Consider the following 22,089-nt stretch of genomic DNA (forward strand, 5'->3'; position numbering starts at 1 on the left):
GGCCGAGGCCTGGGGCTGTTGAGTTTCAACCGGCGCTTCGGCTCTTGCGGGATGGGGTGTCGACATGCGGAAGGCTGGAAGTGCAGGGGCCCTGCGAACTGCTGGGATTGTGAGCGTAGGGCCGCGGCCAATGCAAGCGCAGGCAGGGCGCTCGCGCGCCCGGGCACAATTCGGGCATGAGGCAATGGTTGCGTACGCAAGGGGGCTGGTGGCTCGCATGGCTGCTGGTCGCCGGCAGCGGTGCGCTCTGGCTCGCGCGTGGCGAGCTGCGGCAGCTGCGCGAGGATTTCGAGGTCAACGGCCGCATCGCCCATCGGCTCATGAGCCAGCAGGTGGTGCAGTACGACGCCGTGCTGGCGACGCTGGCGCTGCTCGAGCCGGTGCCGGGCGCCGCCCGCTCCGAGCGCCGGCTGCCTTCGGTCTATCCCTCGATCCTCGATGTCGAACGGCGCGAGGCCGATGGCGCCTGGCCGGAACCCTCGCTCGGCCCGGCCGAGGCGCGCTCGCGCGAACTGCAGCGCCCCGAGTTCGTCGCCGACGACTTCGCCAGCGGCCGCTACCGGCTGGTGGTCGGGGCCCGGCCGGTCAGCTATGCGCTCGCGATCGACCTCGCCACCGCGGTGCCCTGGCGCGACTGGCCGATGGACCCGAAGACCAGCCCGGTGCGCGTGACGCTCGAGCACGCGGGCCAGCGCTTCGTGGTGCAGCCGGGCGCCGCGGCCGCCGCGGGCGGCTGGCACTTCGACTTCCGCAAGCAGCTGGCCTCGGAAAGCCAGGCCTTCGAGCTGGTCGCCTCACGGCGGGTCGCCTGGACCGAATTGCCCTGGGCCGCGATGGCGGCCTGGTCGGTCGCGATGGGCGTGGCGCTTGGCGGCGCCTATGCGCTGCGGCGCCAGCGCATCGCGCGCCGCCGCGCCGAGGAGCTGCTGCGTCTCGGGCAGGTGGCGCGGCTCAACGCCCTGGGGGAACTCGCGGCCGGCATGGCGCACGAACTCAACCAGCCGCTGACCGCGGTGCTGGCCAACACCCAGGCAGCCCAGCGCCTGCTGGCCGACGAGCCGCCCGAACTGGCCACGGCACGGGCGGCGATGAAGCAGGCGGCCGAGCAGGCGCGCCGCGCCGCCGACGTGGTGGGCCGGCTGCGGCGCGTCATTGAACGGCCCGACCGGCAGGCTGGCGTGCGTGCGGTGGCGCTCCAGGAGGCGCTGCGCAGCGCGCTTCACCTGCTGGCGCCGGAGCTGGCCCGGCGTTCGGTGGCGCCGGTCGTCGAAGACGCCGCGCCTTCGTCCGTGCTGGTGCTGGCCGATCCGGTGGCGCTGGAGCAGATCGTCCACAACCTGCTGATGAACGCGCTGCAGGCGCTCGACGGGTCGCCGCCCGCCGAGCGCCGCCTGCGCCTCAGCATCGGCATCGAGGCCGGCCGCGGCGTGCTTGGCGTGATCGACAACGGACCCGGGCTGTCGGCCGAAGCCCTGCCGCGGGTCTTCGAACCTTTCTTCAGCACGCGCGAAGGCGGGCTCGGGCTCGGCTTGAGCCTCTCCGAGACGCTGGCCAGCGGCATGGGCGGCTCGCTCGAGGTGGCGCCTGCCGAGCCGCGCGGCGCCCGCTTCACACTGCGGCTGCCGCTGGCGAAGCCCGAAGGCGCTCGCGCCGCAGTGCACAGCACGGAGGCTGCCGAATGAGCGCCGCCCGGCCGCCCGAAGGCGCTCGCGCCGCAGTGCACAGCACGGAGGCTGCCGAATGAGCGGCCCGCTGTCCCCGCTGATCCACCTGATCGACGACGACCAGGCGGTGCGCGAAAGCCTGGCGCTGCTGATCGGCACGGTCGGCCTGCGGACCCAGACCTGGGCCGATCCGCGAGCCTTCCTGGACGGTTTCGACCGCGCCGGCATCGGCGCCATCGTGCTCGACGTGCGGATGCCCGGCATCGGCGGGCTCGCGCTGCTCGACACGCTGATGGCGCAAGGGGTCGACCAGCCGGTGATCATGCTGACCGGCCACGGCACGGTCGAGATGTGCCGCCGCGCCTTCAAGGCCGGCGCCGCGGAGTTCCTGGAAAAGCCGGTGGACGATGAGCAACTGCTCGAAGCGCTGCAGCAGGCGGTGCGCAGGCACGTCGATTCGCGCGAGCGCACGCAGGCCGACCAGGCGGCGCGCGAGCGCTTCGCGCAACTGTCGGAGCGCGAGCGCGAAGTGCTGGGCTTCATCGTCGCCGGCCTCACCAACAAGGAGATCGCGCGGGCGCTGGCGCTCTCGCCGCGCACCGTGGAGACGCACAGGGCCAACCTGTTCGCCAAGCTGGACTGCGATTCGCTGGCGCAGCTGATCCGGCGCTATGCCGGGCTGGTCGACGCCAGGGGCTGAGCGGTCGCTCCGTAGTTCTACGGAGCCGCGCGGGTAGCCGTACGAATGGCCGGCAGGCGCGGAGCTTCCTAAAGTGGCGAAGCCGTCGGTGATGTGCCGGCGCCTTGATCCCCAACCCATTCGGAGAACTCCATGCAAACGTCCCTTCGCCTCGGCAGCCTCGCCGTCCTGCTCGCCGCTTCCGCCCTGGCCGTGCAGGCCCAGACCGCGGCGCCGAGCCCGTCGGTTCGCGCCGAGAAGAACATGTCGCTCGAACTGGCCAACGAGATCGCCGGAGCCGCCGTCGCCGCCTGCGCCGCCAACGGCTATGCGGTCGCCGCCACCGTCGTCGACCGCGCCGGCACCGTGCGCGCGGTGCAGCGCGCCAACAATGCCGGCTCCCACACCCTGGCCGCCAGCGAGCGCAAGGCCTGGACCTCGGCCTCGGCCAAGGCGCCGACCCTGGCGATGATGGAGAACGCACAGAAGAACCCCGCGGCCGCCAACCTCGTGAACATTCCGGGCTTCCTGCTGCTCGGCGGCGGCGTGCCGGTGAAGGCGGGCAACGAAGTCATCGGTGCGGTCGGCGTCGGCGGCGCCCCGGGCGGCCACCTCGACGAGCAGTGCGCCAATTCGGCGCTTGACAAGATCAAGGCCCAGCTCGGCTGATCGCCATGAAGGCCGTTGTCGTGGCCCTCGCGCTGGTCGCTGCCGGCCTGGCCGTTCCCGTGGCGGCCCAGGTGGCGCCGACGGCGGCCGAGCTGCAGGCCTACCAGGGACTGCATCGCGCCGCCGCGCGCGGTGACCTGCCGCAGCTGAAGGTGCTGATCGCCGGCGGCGCCGATCTCGAGTCGCGCGACCGCCTGGGCCGCACGCCGCTGCACGTGGCGACGCATGCACGGCAGCGCGACGCCATCGGCGTCCTGGCCGCCGCCGGCGCGAAGCTCGACGTGCTCGAGAACGACCGCTACGACGCCGTTACCATCGCCGCGGTGGCCGACGACGTGCCGACGCTGGCGCTGCTGCTGTCGCTGGGCGCCAAACCCGGCCAGACCACCAGCCGCTACGACGGCACGGCGTTGATCGCCGCCGCCCACCTCGGCCACGACGAGGTGGTGCGCCGGCTGATCGCTGCCGGTGCACCGCTGGACCACGTCAACAACCTGCACTGGACCGCGCTGATCGAGGCCATCGTGCTCGGCGACGGCGGCCCGCGCCACCAGCGCACGCTGGTAGCCCTGGTCGACGCCGGCGCCAATCTGCAACTGGCGGATCGCCAGGGCCAGACGCCGCTGCAGCTGGCGGTCGCCCGCGGCTACGGGCCGATGGTCGAAAAGCTGCGCGCAGCGGGCGCAAGGTAGCGGCGGCTCGGGGACAATCGGGCGGTCCCATCGAGGGATCGCAGGATCACGCCCCATGTACATGCCGCCGCAGTTCAACGTCACCGACCGCGCCATCGCCGCGCGGCTCATGCGCGACCATCCGTTCGCGACCCTGATCTCCAACGACGACGCGGGCCAGCCCTACCTCACGCACCTGCCGCTGGTGCTGGACGAACGCGGCGCGGACGACTTCGCGCTGCTCGGCCATTGCGCCAAGCCCAATCCGCACTGGCGCTTCCTGCAGGCCCGCCCGCAGGCGGTCGTGAGCTTTCTCGGGCCGCACGCCTACCTCTCGCCCTCGGTCTACCCGGACCTGGCACGGGTGCCGACCTGGAACTACCTGGCCGTGCATTGCACGGTCGAGGCGCGCCTGATCGAAGGCCCCGACGAGAAGGACGCGCTGCTCAAACGCCTCATCGGCCAGCACGAACCGGCCTATGCGCAGCAATGGCGCGACCTGGGGCAGGAGTTCCAGCACAAGATGCTCAACGGCATCGTCGGCTTCGAGCTCAAGATCACTGCGCTGCAATGCAAGGTCAAGCTCAACCAGCATCGCAAGGAATCGCACGCCGCGACTTTCGAGATGTACCGCGAAGGCACGCCGGACGAGCGTGCGCTCGCCGACTGGATGCAGCGGCTCGGCATCACCGGAGAGGCCTGAGATGCGAGTGTTCGGACTGATCGGCCTGCTGCTCGCTTTGGTGATCGTCGGGCTGCTGGTCAAGAAGCAGCTGACCGGGGTCGCGGCCCCGGTGCTGCCGGCCGGCACGAGCGCGGCCGGCAGCGCGCCGGCGGGCGACGCGCGCGCCCAGAGCCAGCAGATCCAGCAGCAGATCAAGCCGTCGCTCGATGCCGCGGTGCAGGCGCGGCCCTTGCCCGATGACAACTGACGCCGACTGGATGGCGCTTGCGCTGGCCGAGGCGCGGCAGGCGGCCGCGGCCGGCGAGGTGCCGATCGGCGCCGTGCTGGTCAAGGAGGGACGGGTGGTCGCCAGCGGGCGCAACGCGCCGATCGCACTGCACGACCCGAGCGCGCATGCCGAGATCAACGCGCTGCGAGCGGGCGGCGCCGCACTCGGCAACTACCGGCTCGACGGCTGCGAGCTGTTCGTGACGCTCGAGCCCTGCGCGATGTGCGCCGGCGCGATGCTGCATGCGCGGCTGGCCCGGGTCGTGTTCGGCGCCGCGGATCCGAAGACCGGCGCTGCCGGCTCGGTGATCGACCTGTTCCGCGAGGCCCGGCTCAACCACCGGACGCAGGTGCAGGGCGGCGTGCTGGCCGATGACTGCCAGGCCCTGCTGCAAGACTTCTTCCAGCGCCGCCGCAGCGCCGCCCGCGAGGCGGCCGAGCCCTTGCGCGACGATGCCCTGCGCACGCCCCCAGAGCGCTTCGCCGGCCTGAGCGACTATCCCTTCGCGCCGCACCACGTCAGCGCGCTGCCGAGCCAGCGCGGCTGGCGCATGCACTACATGGACGAAGGCCCGCCGGACGCGCCCTGCACCTGCCTGTGCCTGCATGGGCCGGGCGAGTGGAGCTATCTCTTCCGGCACCTCGCGGGCGCGCCGGGCCTGCGGGTGCTGGCGCCCGACCTGATCGGTTTCGGCAAGAGCGACAAGCCCAAGCGCGAGGCGGTGCATCGTCCAGCCTGGCATCTCGAAGTGCTGCTCGAATGGCTGGCGCAGCTCGCGCCAGGGCGGCTGGCATTGCTGCACAGTGCCGCCGCAGCCGACTGGGCCGCGGGGCTGGCGGCGGCGGCGCCCGGGCGCTTCGCTTGCGTGATGCCCGTGCCCGAAGGCGCCGCGCCGGCAAGCCAGGCCTGGCGCGCCCCGTTCCCCGACCGCGGCTACGAGTCTGCGCTGCGTGCGCTGGGCCCGATCCCGCAAGGGCTCGGCGGCCCGACGCCCGAACAGGCCGCGACCCTGGCGCAGCGGGTGCGCGAGGCAATGGGATACTTCGCCCCGTGAAAAAGCACATCTACATCTATTCGCCCTCCAGCGCGGTGCGCGACAAGGCCGCCTTCAAGCGCGGCGTCAAGCGCCTTCAGAGCCTCGGCCACGAGGTCGAGATCGACGAGGCGGCACTCGCCACCCACCAGCGCTTCGCGGGCGACGATGCCACGCGGCTGGCCGCGATCTCGCGCGCCGCGGCGAGCGGCGCCGACATCGCGCTGATCTCGCGCGGCGGCTACGGCCTGACCCGGATCCTCGACGCCATTCCCTACAAGGCCGTGGCCAAGGCGATCCATCGCGGCACGCAATTCGTCGGGCTCAGCGACTTCACGGCCTTCCAGTTGGCCCTGCTGGCCAAGACCGGCGCCGTCACCTGGGCCGGACCCGCCGTGGGCGAGGACTTCGGTGCCGAAGCCGGCGCCGACGACATCATGGAAGCCTGCTTCGACGACCTGCTGGCGGGGCAGGGCGAGGGCACCGGCTGGCGCATGCCGGCGCGCGACAGCGTCGACCTGCCGCCCTTGCGCAGCATCCACGACGCGGTGCTGTGGGGCGGCAACCTCTGCGTGCTGACCAGCCTGCTCGGCACGCCGTGGTTTCCGGAGATCGACAAGGGCGTGCTCTTTCTGGAGGACGTTAACGAACACCCGTACCGGGTCGAGCGCATGCTCGACCAGCTGCGCCACGCGGGCGTGCTCGGGCGCCAGAAGGCGATCGTGCTCGGGCAGTTCACCGGCATCCGCAAGGCCCCGCACGACCGCGGCTTCGGCATGCAGACCGTCGTCAACCGGCTGCGCGGCCTGATCAAGCCGCCCGTGCTGACCGGCCTGCCGTTCGGACACGTGCCGACCAAGGTGCTGTTGCCCGTAGGCGCGAAGGTGGAGCTGGCCGCCGACGACCGCGACATCTTCATGGTCTGGGGCCACCGGCACGACCACGACCACGACCATTAGGCAAGCCCCGGGGGGAGTGCGATTCGGCCGGCGCAGCCAGGCCCGTTGGTGAAACACCGCGGATCTGGCTTTGCCAGTCCGCCGGTGTTGCCCCCGGCAGGGGGTGGGAGGGCTACACGAAGTGAGCCCGACCTGGGGGCGAGCCTAGCCCTGCACGCGGTGATGCGTGCGAGGCTCCATGGTGCCCGGGAGGCCACCCTTGAACAGGCGATTGATCTGGCGCATCTGGCGCCTGGCGGCGACTTCGCCGTCGACTGCGCTGAGGGCGGTCAGCACGTCCTGGCGAAGGTACCAGAGAGCTTCGAGGTCGCCGGCGAAACGCACCCGCTGGGCCACGCGTTGCATCGTGTGACCGCCGTGCACCTGAAGAAGTGACAGCATTGCAGTGCGGATCTGCCCGATCTGGCGATCCGCGGAACGGCGAAAGCCGAAGCCCGGGAAGGACAGAAAGCGAAGGAGACTGCTGGGTGACACCATGGGAGGAAGGCGTATTGCCAAAACCTTGACAGGCGCTACGTTAAGGCTGCCCCCGGAGCCACACAAGCGGAGAAACATCATTTCATGTTCAAAAACAACATACTTCACGAATCTGCTCAAGGATCGGTTTAACAACTAATGCCTAAGTTCTCATTTTTGAGTCAAAACGATTCTTACATCGTGTGTCGAAATGAAAAAGCAACATCTTGGGGCGCTGGCGGCCCGATTTGAGCCTCCGAGACCGTGTTTCGGCGCTGCTTTGCCATAATCGTTCCGCGAGAGCTACCAAAAACTGCACAACATGGGCGCCAATTCCACTGTCGTATTTGCCGATCTGACGGGAAGTACCAGAGTCTTCGAGGCTATGGGGAATGCGCGCGCCACCGAGACGGTGACGCGCCTGACCCAATGGATCGGCGGCGTGTGCGAGTCCCACGGAGGCCGTGTCGTGAAATCGCTGGGTGATGGCGTGTTTGCGATATTCGCGGAGGGCGTCAGTGCCACCCGCGCCGTGGTCGAGATGCAGCGCAACCACCAGAAGCGGCTGCAGACGTGGCCGGCGCCCTTGCGCATGGAGCTTCAGATCGGCGTGGCCAGCGGCGAAGTGGTCGAGGTCGATGGCGATTGCTATGGCGACGCGGTCAACCTGGCCTCGCGTCTCAGCGACCTGGCCGGGCCCGGACAGATCTGGGCCACCGAGTCGGTCATCGAACAATTGCATGGCGGCGAGGTTCGCCACCGCAGCCTCGGCCCGATCAACATCCGCGGCAAGAACGAGATGCCGGTGGTGCACCGGGTCGACTGGCAGGACGAAGTGTCCGAGTTCCTCACGATGCCGGCCTCGCTGGTGCAGCAGCCGCGCGGTGCCGATTCTTCCTTCGGCCAGATCGAGCTGGCCTGGCTCGACGTCCGTTCGATGTTCAGCGCCTCCGACCTGCCGATCCATCTGGGCCGGGTCGACGAGGCGCAGTTCGTGGTGAACGATCCGCGGGTGTCGCGGCTGCATGCGCGCATCGAGGCCCGCCACGGCAGTTGTGTGCTGGTCGATGTCAGCACTTATGGCACTTGGGTCCGCTTCCATGGCACGGCCGGCGCCAGCGGCGAGATCGCGCTGCGGCGCGACGAGTGCGTTCTGCACGGCAGCGGCGAGATCGGGCTGGGCGCACCGCTGAGCGACTTCAGCGCACCGACCATCTCGTTCAACACCACCGGCGGCAACGTGCTGCTGGCGCGGCGCGACCTGCGCTAGGCGCCCTGCGGGGCCGGCTCGAGGCGCCGGAGCACGCGGCCGTCGCCGACGAACGACTCCCCGACCAGCATCCTGAAACTGGCACCCGGCTGGAACCTGGGCAACGCCAGCAGCGGGGCCAGAAATTCCATCTCGAGCGCTTGCGGGCTGCCGCGGCGAAAGCTCCGATCGGGCGCCACCCACCAGCGGGCAGAAAAGGCTTCGTTGCCGATCACGAGGGCGCAGCGGTGTTCGCCGGCGGGCACGGGGATGTCTTCGGCCGGCACCAGCGGCGGTCGCAGCGTGAGTTCGACCAGCAGTTGCGGGTCGAAGGAAGCCCGTTCGTCGAACGGCGATGCAGCAGGCGGAGCAGGGCGCCGCAGCCGCCCGATCAGCCACGAGATCACGTTGCCGATGATCGGGACCCAGAGCAGCATCAGCAGGGTGCCGATGTCGCGGGTGGTCGAGCCCGGCGCGGCCCACTGGCGCAACGCCGCACCACCGACGGCGACGCACAGCAGGATGATGACGATGAGCTTGCGTCTGGACTGAATGGTCGTCATGGGGGGCGGTTTCGGCCGTTGGAAAAACGGCCTAGCTTAACGGCCCGGGGCCGCGCAGCGCCTCGCCCAGACGGCCCTGCGCTCAGCTGATCAGTTGGTTCTTCAGGGCGTAGTAGGTCAGATCGCTGTTGGAAGCGAGATTCATCTTCTCCATCAGCCGGCTGCGGTAGGTGCTCACGGTCTTCACCGACAGCGACAGGTGCTCCGCGATGCTGCCCGCGGTCTCGCCGGTGGCCAGCTTCAGGAAGACCTGGAACTCGCGTTCGGAGAGCTGCTCGTGCGGCGCCGCGTCGGTGTTCTTGTCGAGCTGGCGGGCCAGCAGTTCGGCCACGCCCGGCGTGATGTAGCGCCGGCCGAGCGAGATCGTGCGGATCGCCTCGACGATCTCCTTCGGATCGCATTCCTTGTTGAGGTAGCCGCTCGCGCCTTGCCGGATCAGGCTCATCGCGTAGTGTTCCTCGGGATAGCCGCTCAGGATCAGGATGCCGGTGTCCGGCGCCTTCGCGCGCACCATGGCAATGGCGTCGATGCCGCTCTGTCCCGGCATCGAGAGGTCCATGACCAGGACGTCGATCTCGTGGTTGCGCACCAGGTCGATGGCTTCGCGGCCGCTGGCGGCCTCGCCGACGACGCGCAGGTCCACGTGCTGCGAGAAGAAGTCGCGCAGGCCCGAGCGCACGATGGCATGGTCGTCGACGATTCCGATCTTGATCATTGTTTTCTCCTCAGGTTTTGGGGTGCGGCAAGCATGCGCGACGGGGCATCCGCTTCACGTCTGCCGAAGGCCCGAAGCTGCGTAGGAGAGACGCGACTGCCGGGCGGGCAATCGGATGACAGCCGCGGCGCGGGCTCAGTGCAGCAGGGCGAAGGCCACGGCCGCGGCGGCGAGGCCGCCCAGCACCAGCAGGCCCTTGGAGTAGCGCGGCGCGCGTGCGGCCCGATAGCCTTCGAGGCGGGCCGGAAGGGTGCGCACATCGTCCATCGAACCCTGCGGGTCGAGTCGGTCGTCGGCCTCGACGGCGCTCACGATCGCCGCCAGCACGGCCGGGTTCTTGTCGTCGGGATCCTGCGCGACCGGGGGTTGGCCGCGGGCGCGCTGGACGTGAGCCATGAACAGCTTGCCCTTGCCCGTGAGTCCGATGTCTTCGCCGCTGACCGCCAGCAAGCCGTGCTCCAGCAGCGCATCGAGGCCTCGCCGCACACTGGGCCGCTCGCTTACCGGCACGCTGGCCTGCAGCCCGGTGCGCGATGTCTTGCTGGCGCCGGTTGCGGTCGAACGCTCGCGCACCAGCGTCAGCAGCACGCCGGCAAAGGTCTCACGGTCGGAAATTGCTTGTCCCATGGCAACAGGATTATTCCTTCGAATGGCGTGCTGCGCGAGACCGCAACCGGATCGGCAGGGTGAGCGAAGACCTACGCGGGCTGCGCAACGGTGCCGACATGGCGCGGGCGTTGCCGAAACTATCAATGAATGCATGTGCGGCGCGGTGCCGCACTCTCGTGAATCGAAGGACTTCCATGCAAACCCCAGACCAGACCGACTACAAGTCACCGGAACAGATCGCCGAGGCGACCCGCCAGGCCGTGCGAGACGTCGACGGCGCGGACGCCTACACCTCGGGCGTCGAACACGAGGCCCGGCCCGCCCGGCGTCGGGCCCGAACGATGATGGACGATCTCAAGCGCACGGGCCAGCGGCTGCGCGAGCAGGGCGGCCACTACGTGGCGGACCAGCCGGTCCGCTCGATGGTGATGGCGGCAGCCGGTGGCGCCGCCCTCACCACGCTGATGCTCGCGGCCCTGCGCGGCCACGGCAGGCATTGATCGAGCCTCCGGGTCGCGCGAGGAGGCACGCTCAGGCGTCGCTCAGGGGCGGAGGGAAGGGCGGAGGGCCTCGTGCACCGACAGCGCGACCGCCACCACGTGCTCGACCGTGAAGCCGAATTCCCGTTGCAGCGCCGCCAGCGGCGCCGAGGCCCCGAAGGTCTGCATGCCGATCACCTTGCCGTCCCAGCCCACATAGCGCTCCCAGCCGAAGGCCGACGCCTGTTCCACGGCGACCCGCGCACGGACGCCGGGCGGCAGCACGGCGTCGCGGTAGGCCGGCGCCTGCTGCTCGAAGAGATCCCAGGACGGCATCGAGACCAGCCGTGGACGCAGGCCCCGCGCCACGAGTTCGGCGTGTGCCTGCAGGGCCAGGGCGACTTCGCTGCCGCTGGCGATCAGGATCAGGTCGGGCTCGCCCTGGCCCGGTGCGTCGGCCAGCACATAGGCGCCCCGCGCTACGCCCGACGCCGGCGCGAGCCCGCTGCGATCGAGGGTCGGCAGTGCCTGCCGCGACAGCACCAACGCGGTCGGCCGATGCTTGGACTGCAGCGCGACGCGCAAGGCTTCGACCACTTCGTTGGCGTCGCCGGGACGCAGCACGGTGAGACCCGGCATGGCGCGCAATGACGCCAGCTGCTCGATCGGCTGGTGCGTCGGGCCGTCTTCGCCGTCGCCCATCGCGTCATGCGTGAAGACGAAGAGCGATGGCAGCTCCATCAGCGCGGCCAGCCGGATCGCGGGCCGCGCATAGTCGCTGAAGATGAAGAAAGTGGCGCCGAAGGGCCGCAGCTTGGACAGCGCCATGCCGTTGACGGCGGCTGCCATGGCGTGCTCGCGGATGCCGAAGTGCAGGTTCTTGCCGCCCGGGCTGCCGGGCTGGAAGTCGCCGGCGCCCGGGTACTTGAGAGTGGTCTTGTTCGAGCTGCCGAGATCGGCCGAGCCGCCGATGAACCACGGCACGCGCTGTGCCAGCACATTGAGCACCTGGCCCGAAGCGTCGCGCCCGGCCAGGCCCTTCGGATCGGCCGCGAACACCGGCAGGTCGTGGTCCCACCCGGCCGGGAGTTCGCGCCGCTGAGCCTGCTCGACCTCGAGCGCAAGGGCAGGTGAGCGGGTACGCAGGGCGGCGAAGGCCTGGTCCCAGGCGCCGCGCGCAGCGGCCCCGCGCGCGCCGATGCCGGCGTCGAAATGTGCCCGCACGCCATCGGGCACCAGGAACTTCGCGTCTTCGGGCCAGCCGTAGGCGCGCTTGACCAGGCGCACCTCGTCTTCGCCCAGCGGTTCGCCGTGCGCGGCAGCGGTGTCCTGGCGGTGCGGCGAGCCCCAGCCGATGTGGCTGTCCAGGATGATCAGAGTCGGCCGTCCGCGGGTCTGGCGGAACCGGGCCAGCGCCGCCTCGATCAGCCCGAGGTCATTGGCGTCGCCGACCCGCAGCACCTCCCAGCCGTAGGCGGCGAAGCGCATCGCCACATCCTCGGTGAAGGTGATCTGCGTGCTGCCTTCGATCGTGATGTGGTTGTTGTCGTAGATCCAGCAGAGCCGGTCGAGCCCGAGATGGCCGGCCAGCGAGGCGGCTTCGGAAGACACGCCTTCCATCAGGCAGCCATCGCCGCACACGGCATAGATGTCGTAGTCGAACAGGGCAGGGCCGTCCGGGTCGTAGCGGTTGGCGAGCCAGCGCTGCGCCATCGCCATGCCGACGCTGGTGGCGACGCCCTGGCCGAGCGGCCCGGTGGTGGCCTCGACCCCCGACACCCAGTGGTACTCGGGGTGGCCCGGGGCCTTGCTGCCGAACTGCCGGAAGCGCCGGATGTCGTCGAGCGTGACCGCCGGTCCGCCCAGGCGTTCGTACTCAGCGTTCACCGCCACGGTGCCGCTCAGGTGCAGCACCGACCACAGCAGCATCGAGGCGTGGCCGTTGGAGAGCACGAAGCGGTCGCGGCCGGGCCAGATCGGGTCCTGCGGATCGAATCGCATCACCCGGTTCCACAAGGTGTAGACCAGCGGCGCCAGCGCCATGGGCGTGCCCGGATGGCCGGAGTTGGCGGCCTGCACGGCGTCGATCGACAGCGTGCGGATGGTGTTGATGCACAGCGAGTCGAGGTCGGCGTCGGTCATCGGAGGCTCCCAGCGACTCAGTGGCCGCCGCTCTTTTCGACGTGGCCGCCGAACTGGAAGCGCATCGCCGACAGCAGCTTGTTCTGGAAGTCGGCCTCGCCGCGCGACGAGAAGCGCTCGAAGAGGGCCGCGGTGAGCACGGGCGCGGGCACGGCCTCGTCGATGGCGGCCTTGAGGGTCCAGCGGCCTTCGCCGGAGTCCGACACGCGGCCGCTGAATCCGGACAGCGCCGGGTCTTCGACCAGCGCGGTGGCCGTGAGGTCGAGCAGCCAGGAGGCGATCACGCTGCCGCGCCGCCAGACCTCGGCGATGTCGGGCAGGTCGAAGTCGTATTGGTAGTGGCCGGGATCGCGCAGCGGCGTGGTCTCGGCGTCGATGTCGTGCCGGGCCTTGCCGATATTGGCTGCCTTCAGGATGCCCATGCCTTCGGCGTAGGCGGCCATCATTCCGTACTCGATGCCGTTGTGGACCATCTTCACGAAGTGGCCGGCGCCGTTCTCGCCGCAGCGCAGGTAGCCGTCTTCGGCGGTGCCGCGGCCCGCTTCGCGGCCCGGCGTGCGTTCGATGCTGCCCACGCCCGGCGCCAGGGTCCTGAAGATCGGATCGAGCCGCTGGACCGCCTCCAGCGGGCCGCCGATCATCATGCAGTAGCCGCGCTCCAGCCCCCAGACGCCGCCGCTGGTGCCGACGTCGACGTAGCCGATGTTCTTCGCTGCCAGTTCCTTCGCGCGGCGGAGGTCGTCGACGTAGTAGGAGTTGCCGCCGTCGATCAGCGTGTCGCCGTCGGCCAGGTGCGGCAGCAGTTCGGCGATGGCCTGGTCGACCACCGCGGCCGGCACCATGAGCCAGATGGCGCGTGGCCGCTCGAGCTTGGCGGCCAGTTCGGCCGGCGACGAGGCGCCGGTGGCGCCTTCCTCGACGAGCGCGCCGACCGCCTGGGTCGAGTGATCGAACACCGTGCAGCGATGGCCATTGCGAAGCAGGCGGCGAACCATGTTCGATCCCATGCGGCCGAGGCCGATCATTCCGAGTTGCATGCTTGATTCCTAGGGTATGAGGATCGGCCTTCTCCGCGGCTGCGGACGAAGGCCGATGGGTGGTGGACGAGTCGAGCCATCATGCACCGAAGCGGCCCGATCTGCCTTCCTGCGGCACGGGCGTCCGGGAACGGGAATCCATAATCGGCCGATCCGGGATCTCCCGCATTTTTTGGAATCATTCGAATGTCCACTGTCATCCCAGCCACCCTGATTCCCGGCGACGGCATCGGCCCCGAGATCGTCGACGCCACGCTCTCCGCCCTAGACGCGCTGGGCGCGCCATTCGAATGGGATCGCCAGATCGGCGGTCTGGCCGGCGTTCAGGCCGCCGGCGACCCGCTGCCCGCCGCCACGCTGGAGAGCATCCGCCGCACCCGGCTGGCCCTGAAGGGCCCGCTCGAGACGCCATCGGGCGGCGGCTACCGGTCGTCGAACGTGCGGCTGCGCGAGGAATTCGGCCTCTATGCCAACCTGCGGCCGGCGCGCACGCTCATTCCGGGCGGCCGCTTCGACGACATCGACCTGGTGGTGGTGCGCGAGAACCTCGAAGGCCTCTACATCGGCCACGAGCACTACGTGCCGATCGACGGCGACCCGCATGCGGTGGCCATGGCGACCGGGATCAACACGCGGCAGGGCAGCCGGCGGCTGCTCGAATACGCCTTCGAGACCGCGGTCGCCACCGGGCGCAAGAAGGTGACGATCGTCCACAAGGCCAACATCATGAAGGCCCTCACGGGCATCTTCCTGGAGACCGGGCTCGATCTCTACGAGCGCAAGTACAAGGGCAAGTTCGAACTCGACACGGTGATCATCGACGCCTGCGCCATGAAGCTGGTGCTGAACCCGTGGCAGTTCGACATGCTGGTGACGACCAATCTGTTCGGCGACATCCTGTCGGACCTGGTGGCCGGGCTGGTGGGAGGGCTGGGCATGGCGCCGGGCGCCAATATCGGTGCCGATGCGGCGATCTTCGAGGCCGTGCACGGGTCGGCGCCCGACATCGCCGGCAAGGGCATCGCCAATCCGACCGCGCTGATGCTCGCCGCGGCGCTGATGCTCGACCACTGCAAGCTGCCGGAACTGGCGACGCGGCTGCGGCGGGCGCTCGACGAGACGCTGAACATCGACAAGGTGCGCACGGGCGACCTCGGCGGCAGTGCCGGAACGGCTGCGTTTGCCAAGGCGTTGGTGAGCCGGATTTCGGGCGGGTGAGCGCAAGGGGCTCGAGGGCCCTTTGCTTTCGTCTCATTGATTTAACATAATCAACATTGTGTTATTTTCGGGCGAGCAGTGACGATCGGTTGGGCAGCGCTCGCGCCTCCTCATGGCTTGATTTGTTCTGATCCTGTTTCAGCCACGGGTTCAATCGAGCAAAGCCCCAGGGCGGCCAGTGCCTGGCTGCAAGTCGTCTCCTGGGGCTCCGGACTGGGACTGTCTCTCAGCCCTGGCAATGCGTCGGCGATGCCCAGTGCCTCGACTGCCGGTGGCGCCTGGCCCGGGACCAAGGCGGCGGCTGATGTGGCCAAGGCTCGCTGCGTCGCGCCGGGGTCGCCGCGATCCAGGGTGCCCTGCGCCTGTGGCAGCTTTTCATTGAGCTGCGGCAAGGTCGCTGGTTCGTTCTGCCGGCTGAAATAGAGGGAAGCCGGCACCAGAGCGAGCACTAGCAATGCCATCGCCGCCATCTTGCCGATCCTCGGGCGCTTCGGGACTGCGCCGTGCGGCGCCATCGGGGTCGGCGCAGGAATCGGCGTTGGCGTCGGTATCTCCACCGGCGCTGCAACCGACACCGGCGTCGGCATCTGCACCGGCGCTGGCACCGCAACCGGCTCCGGCATTTCCACCGGCGCCGGCACCGCAGCCGGCTCCGGCGTCAGCAACACCGCGACCGGAGGCGCGGGCTCCTTCGTTGGCGGCTCGATGCGGGCGGCGACGCGGGCCGGCGCGGAATCCGCTTCCTCGTTCAGCTTGCGGACGGCGCCGGAGACAGCCGGCGTCGCCACGGCCTCCTGCGCTTCATGCCGTGGAACCGCGGCCGGAGCCACGGCGACCGGCGCCTGGATGCCTGCCGGGCTGGCCTGGTCCGCAGGGTCGCGCTCCAGCGCCCGCCTCGCACTTGCGGCGCCCGCCACGAGCGAAATGGACTCCTCCTTGCCACAGGATGGGCAGAACTTGACACGGCCGTACAACGGCCTGCCACAGTGTTGGCACAGCACTGTGAACACCAGGTTCAATTCGGCCATGGCTCGGAGTGAAGCTGCTGGTACCAATGGGACCGGGACGAAGGCCGCGGAGCCACGTGCCCGGTGGCGCATCGCTGATGATGCTCGCGCCGGGGAGACAGATCAACAGTGGATCCACCCGCCGGGCAAGCGTCCGCCGTGCCGCGCTAGCGCCGCCGCTCGAGCGCGTGCATCAGCGCCGGCACCTGAGCCGACAGCTCGCGCGCGAGGTAGCCCATCGGGCCATAGTGGCGCGCCAGGACGGCACCGGCCCGCGCATGCATCAGCACGCCCCAGGCACAGGCCTGCAGCGGCGGCAGGCCGCGCGCCGCGAAACCGCCGATCAGGCCGGCCAGCGTGTCGCCCGATCCGGAGGTCGCGAGTCCGGGCCCTCCCCCGTCGAATCGCCAGGCCGCGCCGTCGGCTTCGGCGATGTGGGTGACCGCGCCCTTGAGCGCGACGCAGGCGTTCCATCGTCTGGCCGCCTCGCGCGCCACGGCGAGCGGCTCGGCGCAGATGACCTCCTTGGCCAGTCCGCTCAGGTGCGCCATCTCGCCGGCGTGCGGCGTCAGCACCACCGGCTGCGCGAACGCGCCCTCGTGGACCACCGACATCGCGAGCGCATCCAGCACCAGCGTGCTGTGGCGGAACAGCGGCAGCAACTCGCGCACGAACAGCACGCTGCGTGCCTCGTCGAGCATGCCCGGTCCCATGACCAGCGCGCTGACGCCTTCGGCGATCGGCGCCAGCGCCTCGCAGCCGCTGGCATGGAAGCCGCCGGCGCGCGTTTCGGCCAGCGCGATGACCCTGGCCTCGGGGATCGCCAGCGCCAAGCCGGCGGCGACCGGCTCGGGGGCCGCGATGGTCAGCTTGCCGGCACCGGCCCGCAGTGCGGCGGTGGCGGCAAGCAGCGCCGCGCCGGGAATCTCGCGGCTGCCGGCGACCACCAGCACATGGCCGCGGCTTTCCTTGTCGGCATCGGCGCCGAGCGCCGGCAGCGGCCAGCGCCGCAAGGCGGCCTCGGTCAGCGCCCTGGCGCGCGGGGTGGCCATCGGCGACTCAGGGCTTCGGCGCCACGGGGCGGTCGGGCTCGCTCGTGACCGGCGTCGCGGCTTGCTGCAAGGGCGCCACGAAGTTGACCAGGTCGAGTTGCAGCACCTCGTCCTCGTCCTTGCGGCGTTCGGCCCGGTAGGAGGTGATGGCGCAGTTCGGCACGTCGCCCTGGCGGTCGATGTCGAGGATCTGCTTCTCGTCCATGTGCTCCAGCAGGAAGCGCATGCAGTTGACGATCACCTGGTGCGCCACCACCAGCACCCGGCAGCCGGCATATTCGCGCGTCACCATTTCCAGCAGGCTGCGCAGGCGCAGGATCACGTCGCACCAGCTTTCGCCGCCGGGTGGGCGGAAATAGAACTTGCCCACGTGCTGTCGCTGCTCGTTGAGCTCGGGATGCTTTTGCTGGATGCCGAGCTTGGTGAGCCGGTCGAGGATGCCGAACTCCTTCTCGCGCAGGCGCTCGTCGATCCGGAGCTTCGGACCCTCGCGGCCCGGACGGGCGCTGTCGGCCAGCAGGCGTGCGGTTTCCTGCGCCCGCAGGTACGGCGAGCACAAAATGACCTGGGGCTGCTGATCGTCCGGGAGCGTGCCGAACCACCTGCCCAGCGCGATCGACTGCGCCTTGCCGAGTTCCGACAGCGGCACGTCGATGTCGCGCCACTCGAGATCGATGACCGCCATCCCGCCGGCTTCGGCGGCGTCGCGCGCCACGTTGCCGGCACTCTGGCCGTGCCGGACCACCCAAAGTATCTGAGGCCAATTGGTGTGCATGCGCGCGATGGTAGGAATGCCTTCGCGCTTTCGTCGTAGGCCGACTTCTCGAAGCGGCCGGCCAGGGCCCGCTTGCGACCCTGTCCGACATGGCGACGGCGCCTTGACGCTTCCGCCTGGACGCGAAAGGGACTAAAACCGACCCTTGTCCCTGGCCCTCGTCCGAGGCCGCCCCTTCCAGCGAACCTTCCAGATTCCTGTGACGCCTCCGACCCCCCTGCCCTCCTTCGGTGAAACGGATGCCTACCTGCTCGGCGAGGGCACGCATGCGCGGCTCTACGATCGCCTGGGCGGCCACCTGGAGCCGAACGGCCAGGGCGCCCGGCTCGCGCTCTGGGCGCCGAACGCACGCGCAGTCTCGGTGATCGGGGACTGGAACGGCTGGGACGCGCATGCCGATCCGATGACGCCGCGCGCAGACAGCACCGGCGTCTGGGAAGTCCGTTGCGAGCAAGCACGCCGAGGCCAAGCCTACAAGTACCGCATCGTCTCGCAGCGAGGCCGCATCCTCGAGAAGGCCGACCCGCTGGCCCTGCTGGGCGAGCCGCCGCCCTCCACCGCCTCGCGCCTCTGGTCGCTCGAATACGACTGGGGCGATGCCGAGTGGATGCGCACCCGTGCCGCCCGCAACGGCCTCGATGCGCCGATGGCCGTCTACGAGGTGCACCTGGGTTCGTGGCGCCGCCCCGACGGCCGCCTTCCGGGCTACCGCGAGCTCGCGCATTCGCTGGCCGACTACGTGGTGTCGCTGGGCTTCACGCACGTCGAGCTGATGCCGGTGACCGAACACCCTTTCTATGGCTCCTGGGGCTACCAGACCACCGGCTACTTCGCGCCCACGGCCCGCTACGGCGAGCCGCAGGACTTCATGTATTTCGTCGATCACCTGCATCAGCGCGGCATCGGCGTGGTGCTGGACTGGGTGCCCTCCCACTTTCCGACCGACGCGCACGGCCTGGCCGACTTCGACGGCACGCACCTCTACGAGCATGCCGATCCGCGCCAGGGCTTCCATCCCGAATGGAACTCGGCGATCTTCAACTACGGGCGCAACGAGGTGCGCAGCTTCCTGATTTCCTCGGGCCTGTTCTGGCTCGACCGCTATCACATCGACGGCCTGCGGGTCGATGCAGTGGCGTCGATGCTCTACCTGGACTATGCGCGTCAGGGCGGCGAGTGGATTCCCAACCGCCAGGGCGGCCGCGAGAACCTGGAGGCGATCACCTTCCTGCAGGAGCTCAACCGGGCGGTCTACCGCGAGCACCCCGACACCTTCACGGTGGCCGAGGAGTCGACCGCGTGGCCGCAGGTCTCGCGCCCGATCGAGATGGGCGGGCTGGGCTTCGGGATGAAATGGAACATGGGCTGGATGCACGACAGCCTGGCCTACATGAAGCAGGACCCGGTGCACCGGCGTTTCCACCACCACCGGCTGACCTTCTCGATGGTCTATGCCTTCAGCGAGAACTTCGTGCTGCCGCTCTCGCACGACGAGGTGGTCTACGGCAAGCGCTCGCTGATCGACAAGATGCCCGGCGATGCCTGGCAGCAGTTCGCCAACCTGCGGGCGCTGTTCGCCTACATGTGGGCGCATCCGGGCAAGAAGCTGCTCTTCATGGGCGGCGAGTTCGCCCAGCGGCGCGAATGGACGCACGAGGGCCAGCTCGATTGGCAGTTGACCGAACTGCCCGAGCACCGCGGCATGCAGCACCTGGTCGGTGAACTCAACCGGGTCCTGCGCGCCGAGCCGGCGCTGCACGAGCTCGACTTTTCCGCCGAGGGCTTCGAATGGGTCGAGCCCAACGATGCCAGCCACAGCGTGGTCGCCTTCCTGCGCCGGGCGCGCAATGGCGAGGTGGTGCTGGTGGTCAGCAACCTGACCCCGGTGCCGCGGCAGAACTATTGCCTGGGCGTGCCCGGCGGCGGCACCTGGCACGAGATCCTCAACAGCGACGCCCGCCCCTTCGGGGGCGCCGGCTGGGGCAACCTGGGCGAGGTCGAGGCCGCGCCGATGCGCTCCCACGGGCGCAAGCACGCGCTGTGCCTGACGCTGCCGCCGCTGTCCACCCTCTACCTGAAGGCCGTCACCGATGTCTAACAGCCTCCAGCCGGCCGCCTCGGCCGCGCCCCGCCCGCCGGGATCGATCGACACGCCGGACGGCCGCAGCCGCGCGGTCATCGACGCGGTGCTGCCCGTGGTCGACGGCGGCCGCTTCGCGGTCAAGCACGTGGCCGGAGAAGGCCTGCGCGTGACCGCCCACGTGTTCACCGACGGCCATGACGCGCTGCGCGTGATGCTGCAGTGGTGGAAGGAAGGCGAAGCGCGCCGGCGCGAGCTGCCGATGAAGCTGCGCTACAACGACGAATGGCTGGCGGACTTCGTGCCGCCGGTGCCGGGCCGCTACCGCTACACGGTGGTTGCCTGGGTCGACGCCTTCGAATCCTGGCGCCACGAACTGGTGCGGCGGATCGATGCCGAGGACATCCGGCTCGCCGCCCGCGTCGGCGCACTGGAGATCGGCGCCGCCGCCGCACGGGCCGACGGCGCCGACCGCAAGACGCTGGCCGCCTGGGCGCTCGAGCTCGAACAGGCGGCTGCCAACCCCGAACTGGATGCCGCGACGCTCAAGGCGCTGGCGCTCGACGAGGATTTCGCCGAGGTCGCCAACCGCCATCCCGACCGGCATCTGGAGACCCGCTTCGCGGTCGAACTGCCGCTGGTGGCCGACCGCGCGCGGGCGCGCTTCAGCAGCTGGTATGAGCTCTTCCCGCGCTCGGCCGGCGAAGCGCCGGGCCAGCACGGCCGCTTCCGGGACGTCGAGGCGCGGCTGCCGCTGATCGCCTCGCTGGGCTTCGACGTGCTGTACTTTCCTCCGATCCATCCGATCGGCCGCCAGCAGCGCAAGGGCCGCAACAATGCGCTCGCCACCGAGCCTGGCGACGTCGGCAGCCCGTGGGCGATCGGCGCCGCGGAAGGCGGCCACAAGAGCATCCTGCCCGAGCTCGGCACGCCCGAGGAGTTTCGCCGGCTGGTCGCGACCGCCCGCGCGCAGGGCCTCGATGTCGCCATGGACATCGCCTTCCAGTGCGCCCCCGACCACCCCTACGTGAAGACCCATCCGAGCTGGTTCCGCTGGCGCCCCGACGGCAGCGTGCAGTACGCGGAGAACCCGCCCAAGAAGTACCAGGACATCTATCCCTTCAATTTCGAGAGCGAGGACTGGCAGGCCCTGTGGAGCGAACTCAAGAGCGTGCTCGACCACTGGATCGCCGAGGGCGTGACGATCTTCCGGGTCGACAACCCGCACACCAAGTCCTTCGCCTTCTGGGAGTGGGCGATCGGCGAATGCAAGCGAGCCCATCCCGAGCTGATCTTCCTGGCCGAGGCCTTCACGCGGCCCAAGGTGATGCACCGGCTGGCCAAGCTCGGTTTCACCCAGTCCTACACCTACTTCACCTGGCGCAACAGCAAGGAAGAACTGACCGAGTACTTCACCGAGCTCTCGCAGGGCCCCGGCATCGAGTACTTCCGCCCCAACGTCTGGCCCAACACGCCCGACATCCTGCACGCGGCGCTGCAGACCGGCGAGGAGGCGGTGTACAAGTCGCGGCTGGTGCTGGCCGCCACGCTGGCCGCCAGCTACGGCATGTACGGCCCGGCCTTCGAGCTGCTCGAACACCTGCCGCGCGGTCCATCGAGCGAGGAATACCTGGACTCCGAGAAGTACCAGCTCCGCCACTGGGACTGGGGCGAAGATAGCGGCCTGCGGCCCTTCATCGCGCGCATCAACCGCATCCGGCACGACAACCCGGCGCTGCAATCCGACCGAAGCCTGCGCTTCCTCGAGATCAACAACGACCAGCTGATCGCCTACATGAAGACCTCGCCGGACGGCAGCAACCGGGTGGTCACGGTGGTCAACCTCGACCCGCGCAATGCCCAGTCAGGCTGGCTCGCGCTCGATCCTTCGGAGATCGACGTGCCGCGCGACCAGCCCTTCCAGATGCACGACCTGCTGACCGGCCAGCGCTTCACCTGGCAGGGCGGGCATCACTACATCCTGCTCGAGCCGCAGCGCATGCCGGCCCATGTGCTCGCGGTGCGCCGACGCCTGCGCGACGAGCGCGATTTCGACTACTACCTCTGAGGAAGCATCTT

Annotated in this window: 22 protein-coding genes; 13 read left to right on the top strand and 9 right to left on the bottom strand. The window is 69.7% G+C overall.

From position 1 onward, the window contains the following. Window positions 1-176 precede the first annotated feature (176 nt). The 8 genes from QTI45_RS05695 (at window position 177) to QTI45_RS05730 (ending at window position 6,628) form a co-directional block, all read left to right on the top strand. Window positions 177-1,682 carry a sensor histidine kinase gene (locus QTI45_RS05695; protein ID WP_286653755.1) on the top strand — a complete coding sequence of 502 codons (1,506 nt, stop codon included), beginning with the start codon at window positions 177-179 and terminating at the stop codon, window positions 1,680-1,682. 58 nt (window positions 1,683-1,740) lie between these two features. Further along, entirely contained in the window at window positions 1,741-2,364 is a 624-nt protein-coding gene (locus tag QTI45_RS05700) for a response regulator transcription factor (RefSeq protein WP_286367799.1), read from the top strand. A 132-nt stretch (window positions 2,365-2,496) separates the two neighbouring features. Further along, window positions 2,497-3,012 carry a GlcG/HbpS family heme-binding protein gene (locus tag QTI45_RS05705; protein WP_286367800.1) on the top strand — a complete coding sequence of 172 codons (516 nt, stop codon included), beginning with the start codon at window positions 2,497-2,499 and terminating at the stop codon, window positions 3,010-3,012. A 5-nt stretch (window positions 3,013-3,017) separates the two neighbouring features. Beyond that, on the top strand, window positions 3,018-3,704 hold the full coding sequence (locus QTI45_RS05710; protein WP_286653756.1) for an ankyrin repeat domain-containing protein: 687 nt from the start codon (window positions 3,018-3,020) through the stop codon (window positions 3,702-3,704). 55 nt (window positions 3,705-3,759) lie between these two features. Then, on the top strand, window positions 3,760-4,386 hold the full coding sequence (locus QTI45_RS05715) for an FMN-binding negative transcriptional regulator (protein WP_286367802.1): 627 nt from the start codon (window positions 3,760-3,762) through the stop codon (window positions 4,384-4,386). Between the two features lies 1 nt (window position 4,387). Further along, window positions 4,388-4,615 carry a hypothetical protein gene (locus QTI45_RS05720; protein ID WP_286653757.1) on the top strand — a complete coding sequence of 76 codons (228 nt, stop codon included), beginning with the start codon at window positions 4,388-4,390 and terminating at the stop codon, window positions 4,613-4,615. Beyond that, window positions 4,605-5,690, top strand: a complete 1,086-nt coding sequence (gene tadA, locus QTI45_RS05725; RefSeq protein ID WP_286653758.1) for a tRNA adenosine(34) deaminase TadA — start codon at window positions 4,605-4,607, stop codon at window positions 5,688-5,690. Before QTI45_RS05720 ends, tadA begins: the two co-directional genes overlap by 11 nt. After that, window positions 5,687-6,628, top strand: coding sequence for an LD-carboxypeptidase (locus QTI45_RS05730; protein WP_286653759.1), 942 nt, complete (start codon window positions 5,687-5,689; stop codon window positions 6,626-6,628). Before tadA ends, QTI45_RS05730 begins: the two co-directional genes overlap by 4 nt. Window positions 6,629-6,772: 144 nt before the next feature. On the opposite strand, the gene QTI45_RS05735 is transcribed toward QTI45_RS05730, so the two are convergent. Then, window positions 6,773-7,009 carry a hypothetical protein gene (locus QTI45_RS05735; RefSeq protein WP_286653760.1) on the bottom strand — a complete coding sequence of 79 codons (237 nt, stop codon included), beginning with the start codon at window positions 7,007-7,009 and terminating at the stop codon, window positions 6,773-6,775. Window positions 7,010-7,406: 397 nt separating this feature from the next. Between QTI45_RS05735 and QTI45_RS05740 the strand changes: the two genes are divergently transcribed. Continuing rightward, window positions 7,407-8,354: an adenylate/guanylate cyclase domain-containing protein gene (locus tag QTI45_RS05740; RefSeq protein ID WP_286367807.1), complete on the top strand. Its 948-nt coding sequence runs from the start codon at window positions 7,407-7,409 to the stop codon at window positions 8,352-8,354. Here QTI45_RS05740 and QTI45_RS05745 read toward each other — a convergent pair. From QTI45_RS05745 to QTI45_RS05755, 3 genes are all read right to left on the bottom strand, one after another. Further along, on the bottom strand, window positions 8,351-8,896 hold the full coding sequence (locus tag QTI45_RS05745) for a hypothetical protein (protein ID WP_286653761.1): 546 nt from the start codon (window positions 8,894-8,896) through the stop codon (window positions 8,351-8,353). The genes QTI45_RS05740 and QTI45_RS05745 overlap by 4 nt on opposite strands. Window positions 8,897-8,978: 82 nt before the next feature. Beyond that, complete coding sequence (locus tag QTI45_RS05750) at window positions 8,979-9,611, bottom strand: response regulator (RefSeq protein ID WP_286367809.1); 633 nt, start codon at window positions 9,609-9,611, stop codon at window positions 8,979-8,981. A 135-nt stretch (window positions 9,612-9,746) separates the two neighbouring features. After that, window positions 9,747-10,238, bottom strand: coding sequence for a hypothetical protein (locus tag QTI45_RS05755; RefSeq protein WP_286653762.1), 492 nt, complete (start codon window positions 10,236-10,238; stop codon window positions 9,747-9,749). Window positions 10,239-10,414: 176 nt separating this feature from the next. Here QTI45_RS05755 and QTI45_RS05760 point away from each other — a divergent pair, with 176 nt between their 5' ends. Further along, entirely contained in the window at window positions 10,415-10,720 is a 306-nt protein-coding gene (locus QTI45_RS05760; protein WP_286653763.1) for a hypothetical protein, read from the top strand. 42 nt (window positions 10,721-10,762) lie between these two features. On the opposite strand, the gene tkt is transcribed toward QTI45_RS05760, so the two are convergent. Next, on the bottom strand, window positions 10,763-12,841 hold the full coding sequence (gene tkt, locus QTI45_RS05765) for a transketolase (RefSeq protein ID WP_286653764.1): 2,079 nt from the start codon (window positions 12,839-12,841) through the stop codon (window positions 10,763-10,765). A 17-nt stretch (window positions 12,842-12,858) separates the two neighbouring features. After that, window positions 12,859-13,878, bottom strand: a complete 1,020-nt coding sequence (gene gnd, locus QTI45_RS05770) for a phosphogluconate dehydrogenase (NAD(+)-dependent, decarboxylating) (protein ID WP_286653765.1) — start codon at window positions 13,876-13,878, stop codon at window positions 12,859-12,861. A gap of 186 nt (window positions 13,879-14,064) precedes the next feature. On the opposite strand from gnd, the gene QTI45_RS05775 reads away from it, so the two are divergent. Further along, complete coding sequence (locus tag QTI45_RS05775; protein ID WP_286653766.1) at window positions 14,065-15,096, top strand: isocitrate/isopropylmalate dehydrogenase family protein; 1,032 nt, start codon at window positions 14,065-14,067, stop codon at window positions 15,094-15,096. A 110-nt stretch (window positions 15,097-15,206) separates the two neighbouring features. Here the strand turns inward: QTI45_RS05775 and QTI45_RS05780 are convergent, their stop codons facing one another. The 3 genes from QTI45_RS05780 to QTI45_RS05790 all read right to left on the bottom strand — a co-directional run bounded on the left by QTI45_RS05780 (window position 15,207) and on the right by QTI45_RS05790 (window position 17,930). Then, window positions 15,207-16,124 (bottom strand): zinc ribbon domain-containing protein, encoded by a 918-nt coding sequence (locus QTI45_RS05780; protein WP_286653767.1) that lies wholly within the window; start codon window positions 16,122-16,124, stop codon window positions 15,207-15,209. A gap of 146 nt (window positions 16,125-16,270) precedes the next feature. After that, window positions 16,271-17,155: an NAD(P)H-hydrate dehydratase gene (locus QTI45_RS05785; protein WP_286653768.1), complete on the bottom strand. Its 885-nt coding sequence runs from the start codon at window positions 17,153-17,155 to the stop codon at window positions 16,271-16,273. Window positions 17,156-17,162: 7 nt separating this feature from the next. Next, window positions 17,163-17,930: a histidine phosphatase family protein gene (locus QTI45_RS05790; protein ID WP_286653769.1), complete on the bottom strand. Its 768-nt coding sequence runs from the start codon at window positions 17,928-17,930 to the stop codon at window positions 17,163-17,165. Window positions 17,931-18,129: 199 nt separating this feature from the next. On the opposite strand from QTI45_RS05790, the gene glgB reads away from it, so the two are divergent. Then, window positions 18,130-20,028 carry a 1,4-alpha-glucan branching protein GlgB gene (gene glgB / locus QTI45_RS05795; protein WP_286653770.1) on the top strand — a complete coding sequence of 633 codons (1,899 nt, stop codon included), beginning with the start codon at window positions 18,130-18,132 and terminating at the stop codon, window positions 20,026-20,028. Next, complete coding sequence (locus QTI45_RS05800; protein ID WP_286653771.1) at window positions 20,021-22,078, top strand: alpha-1,4-glucan--maltose-1-phosphate maltosyltransferase; 2,058 nt, start codon at window positions 20,021-20,023, stop codon at window positions 22,076-22,078. Before glgB ends, QTI45_RS05800 begins: the two co-directional genes overlap by 8 nt. Window positions 22,079-22,089: the final 11 nt, after the last annotated feature.

The sequence above is a fragment of the Variovorax saccharolyticus genome (assembly GCF_030316765.1).
Taxonomy (GTDB): domain Bacteria; phylum Pseudomonadota; class Gammaproteobacteria; order Burkholderiales; family Burkholderiaceae_C; genus Variovorax; species Variovorax saccharolyticus.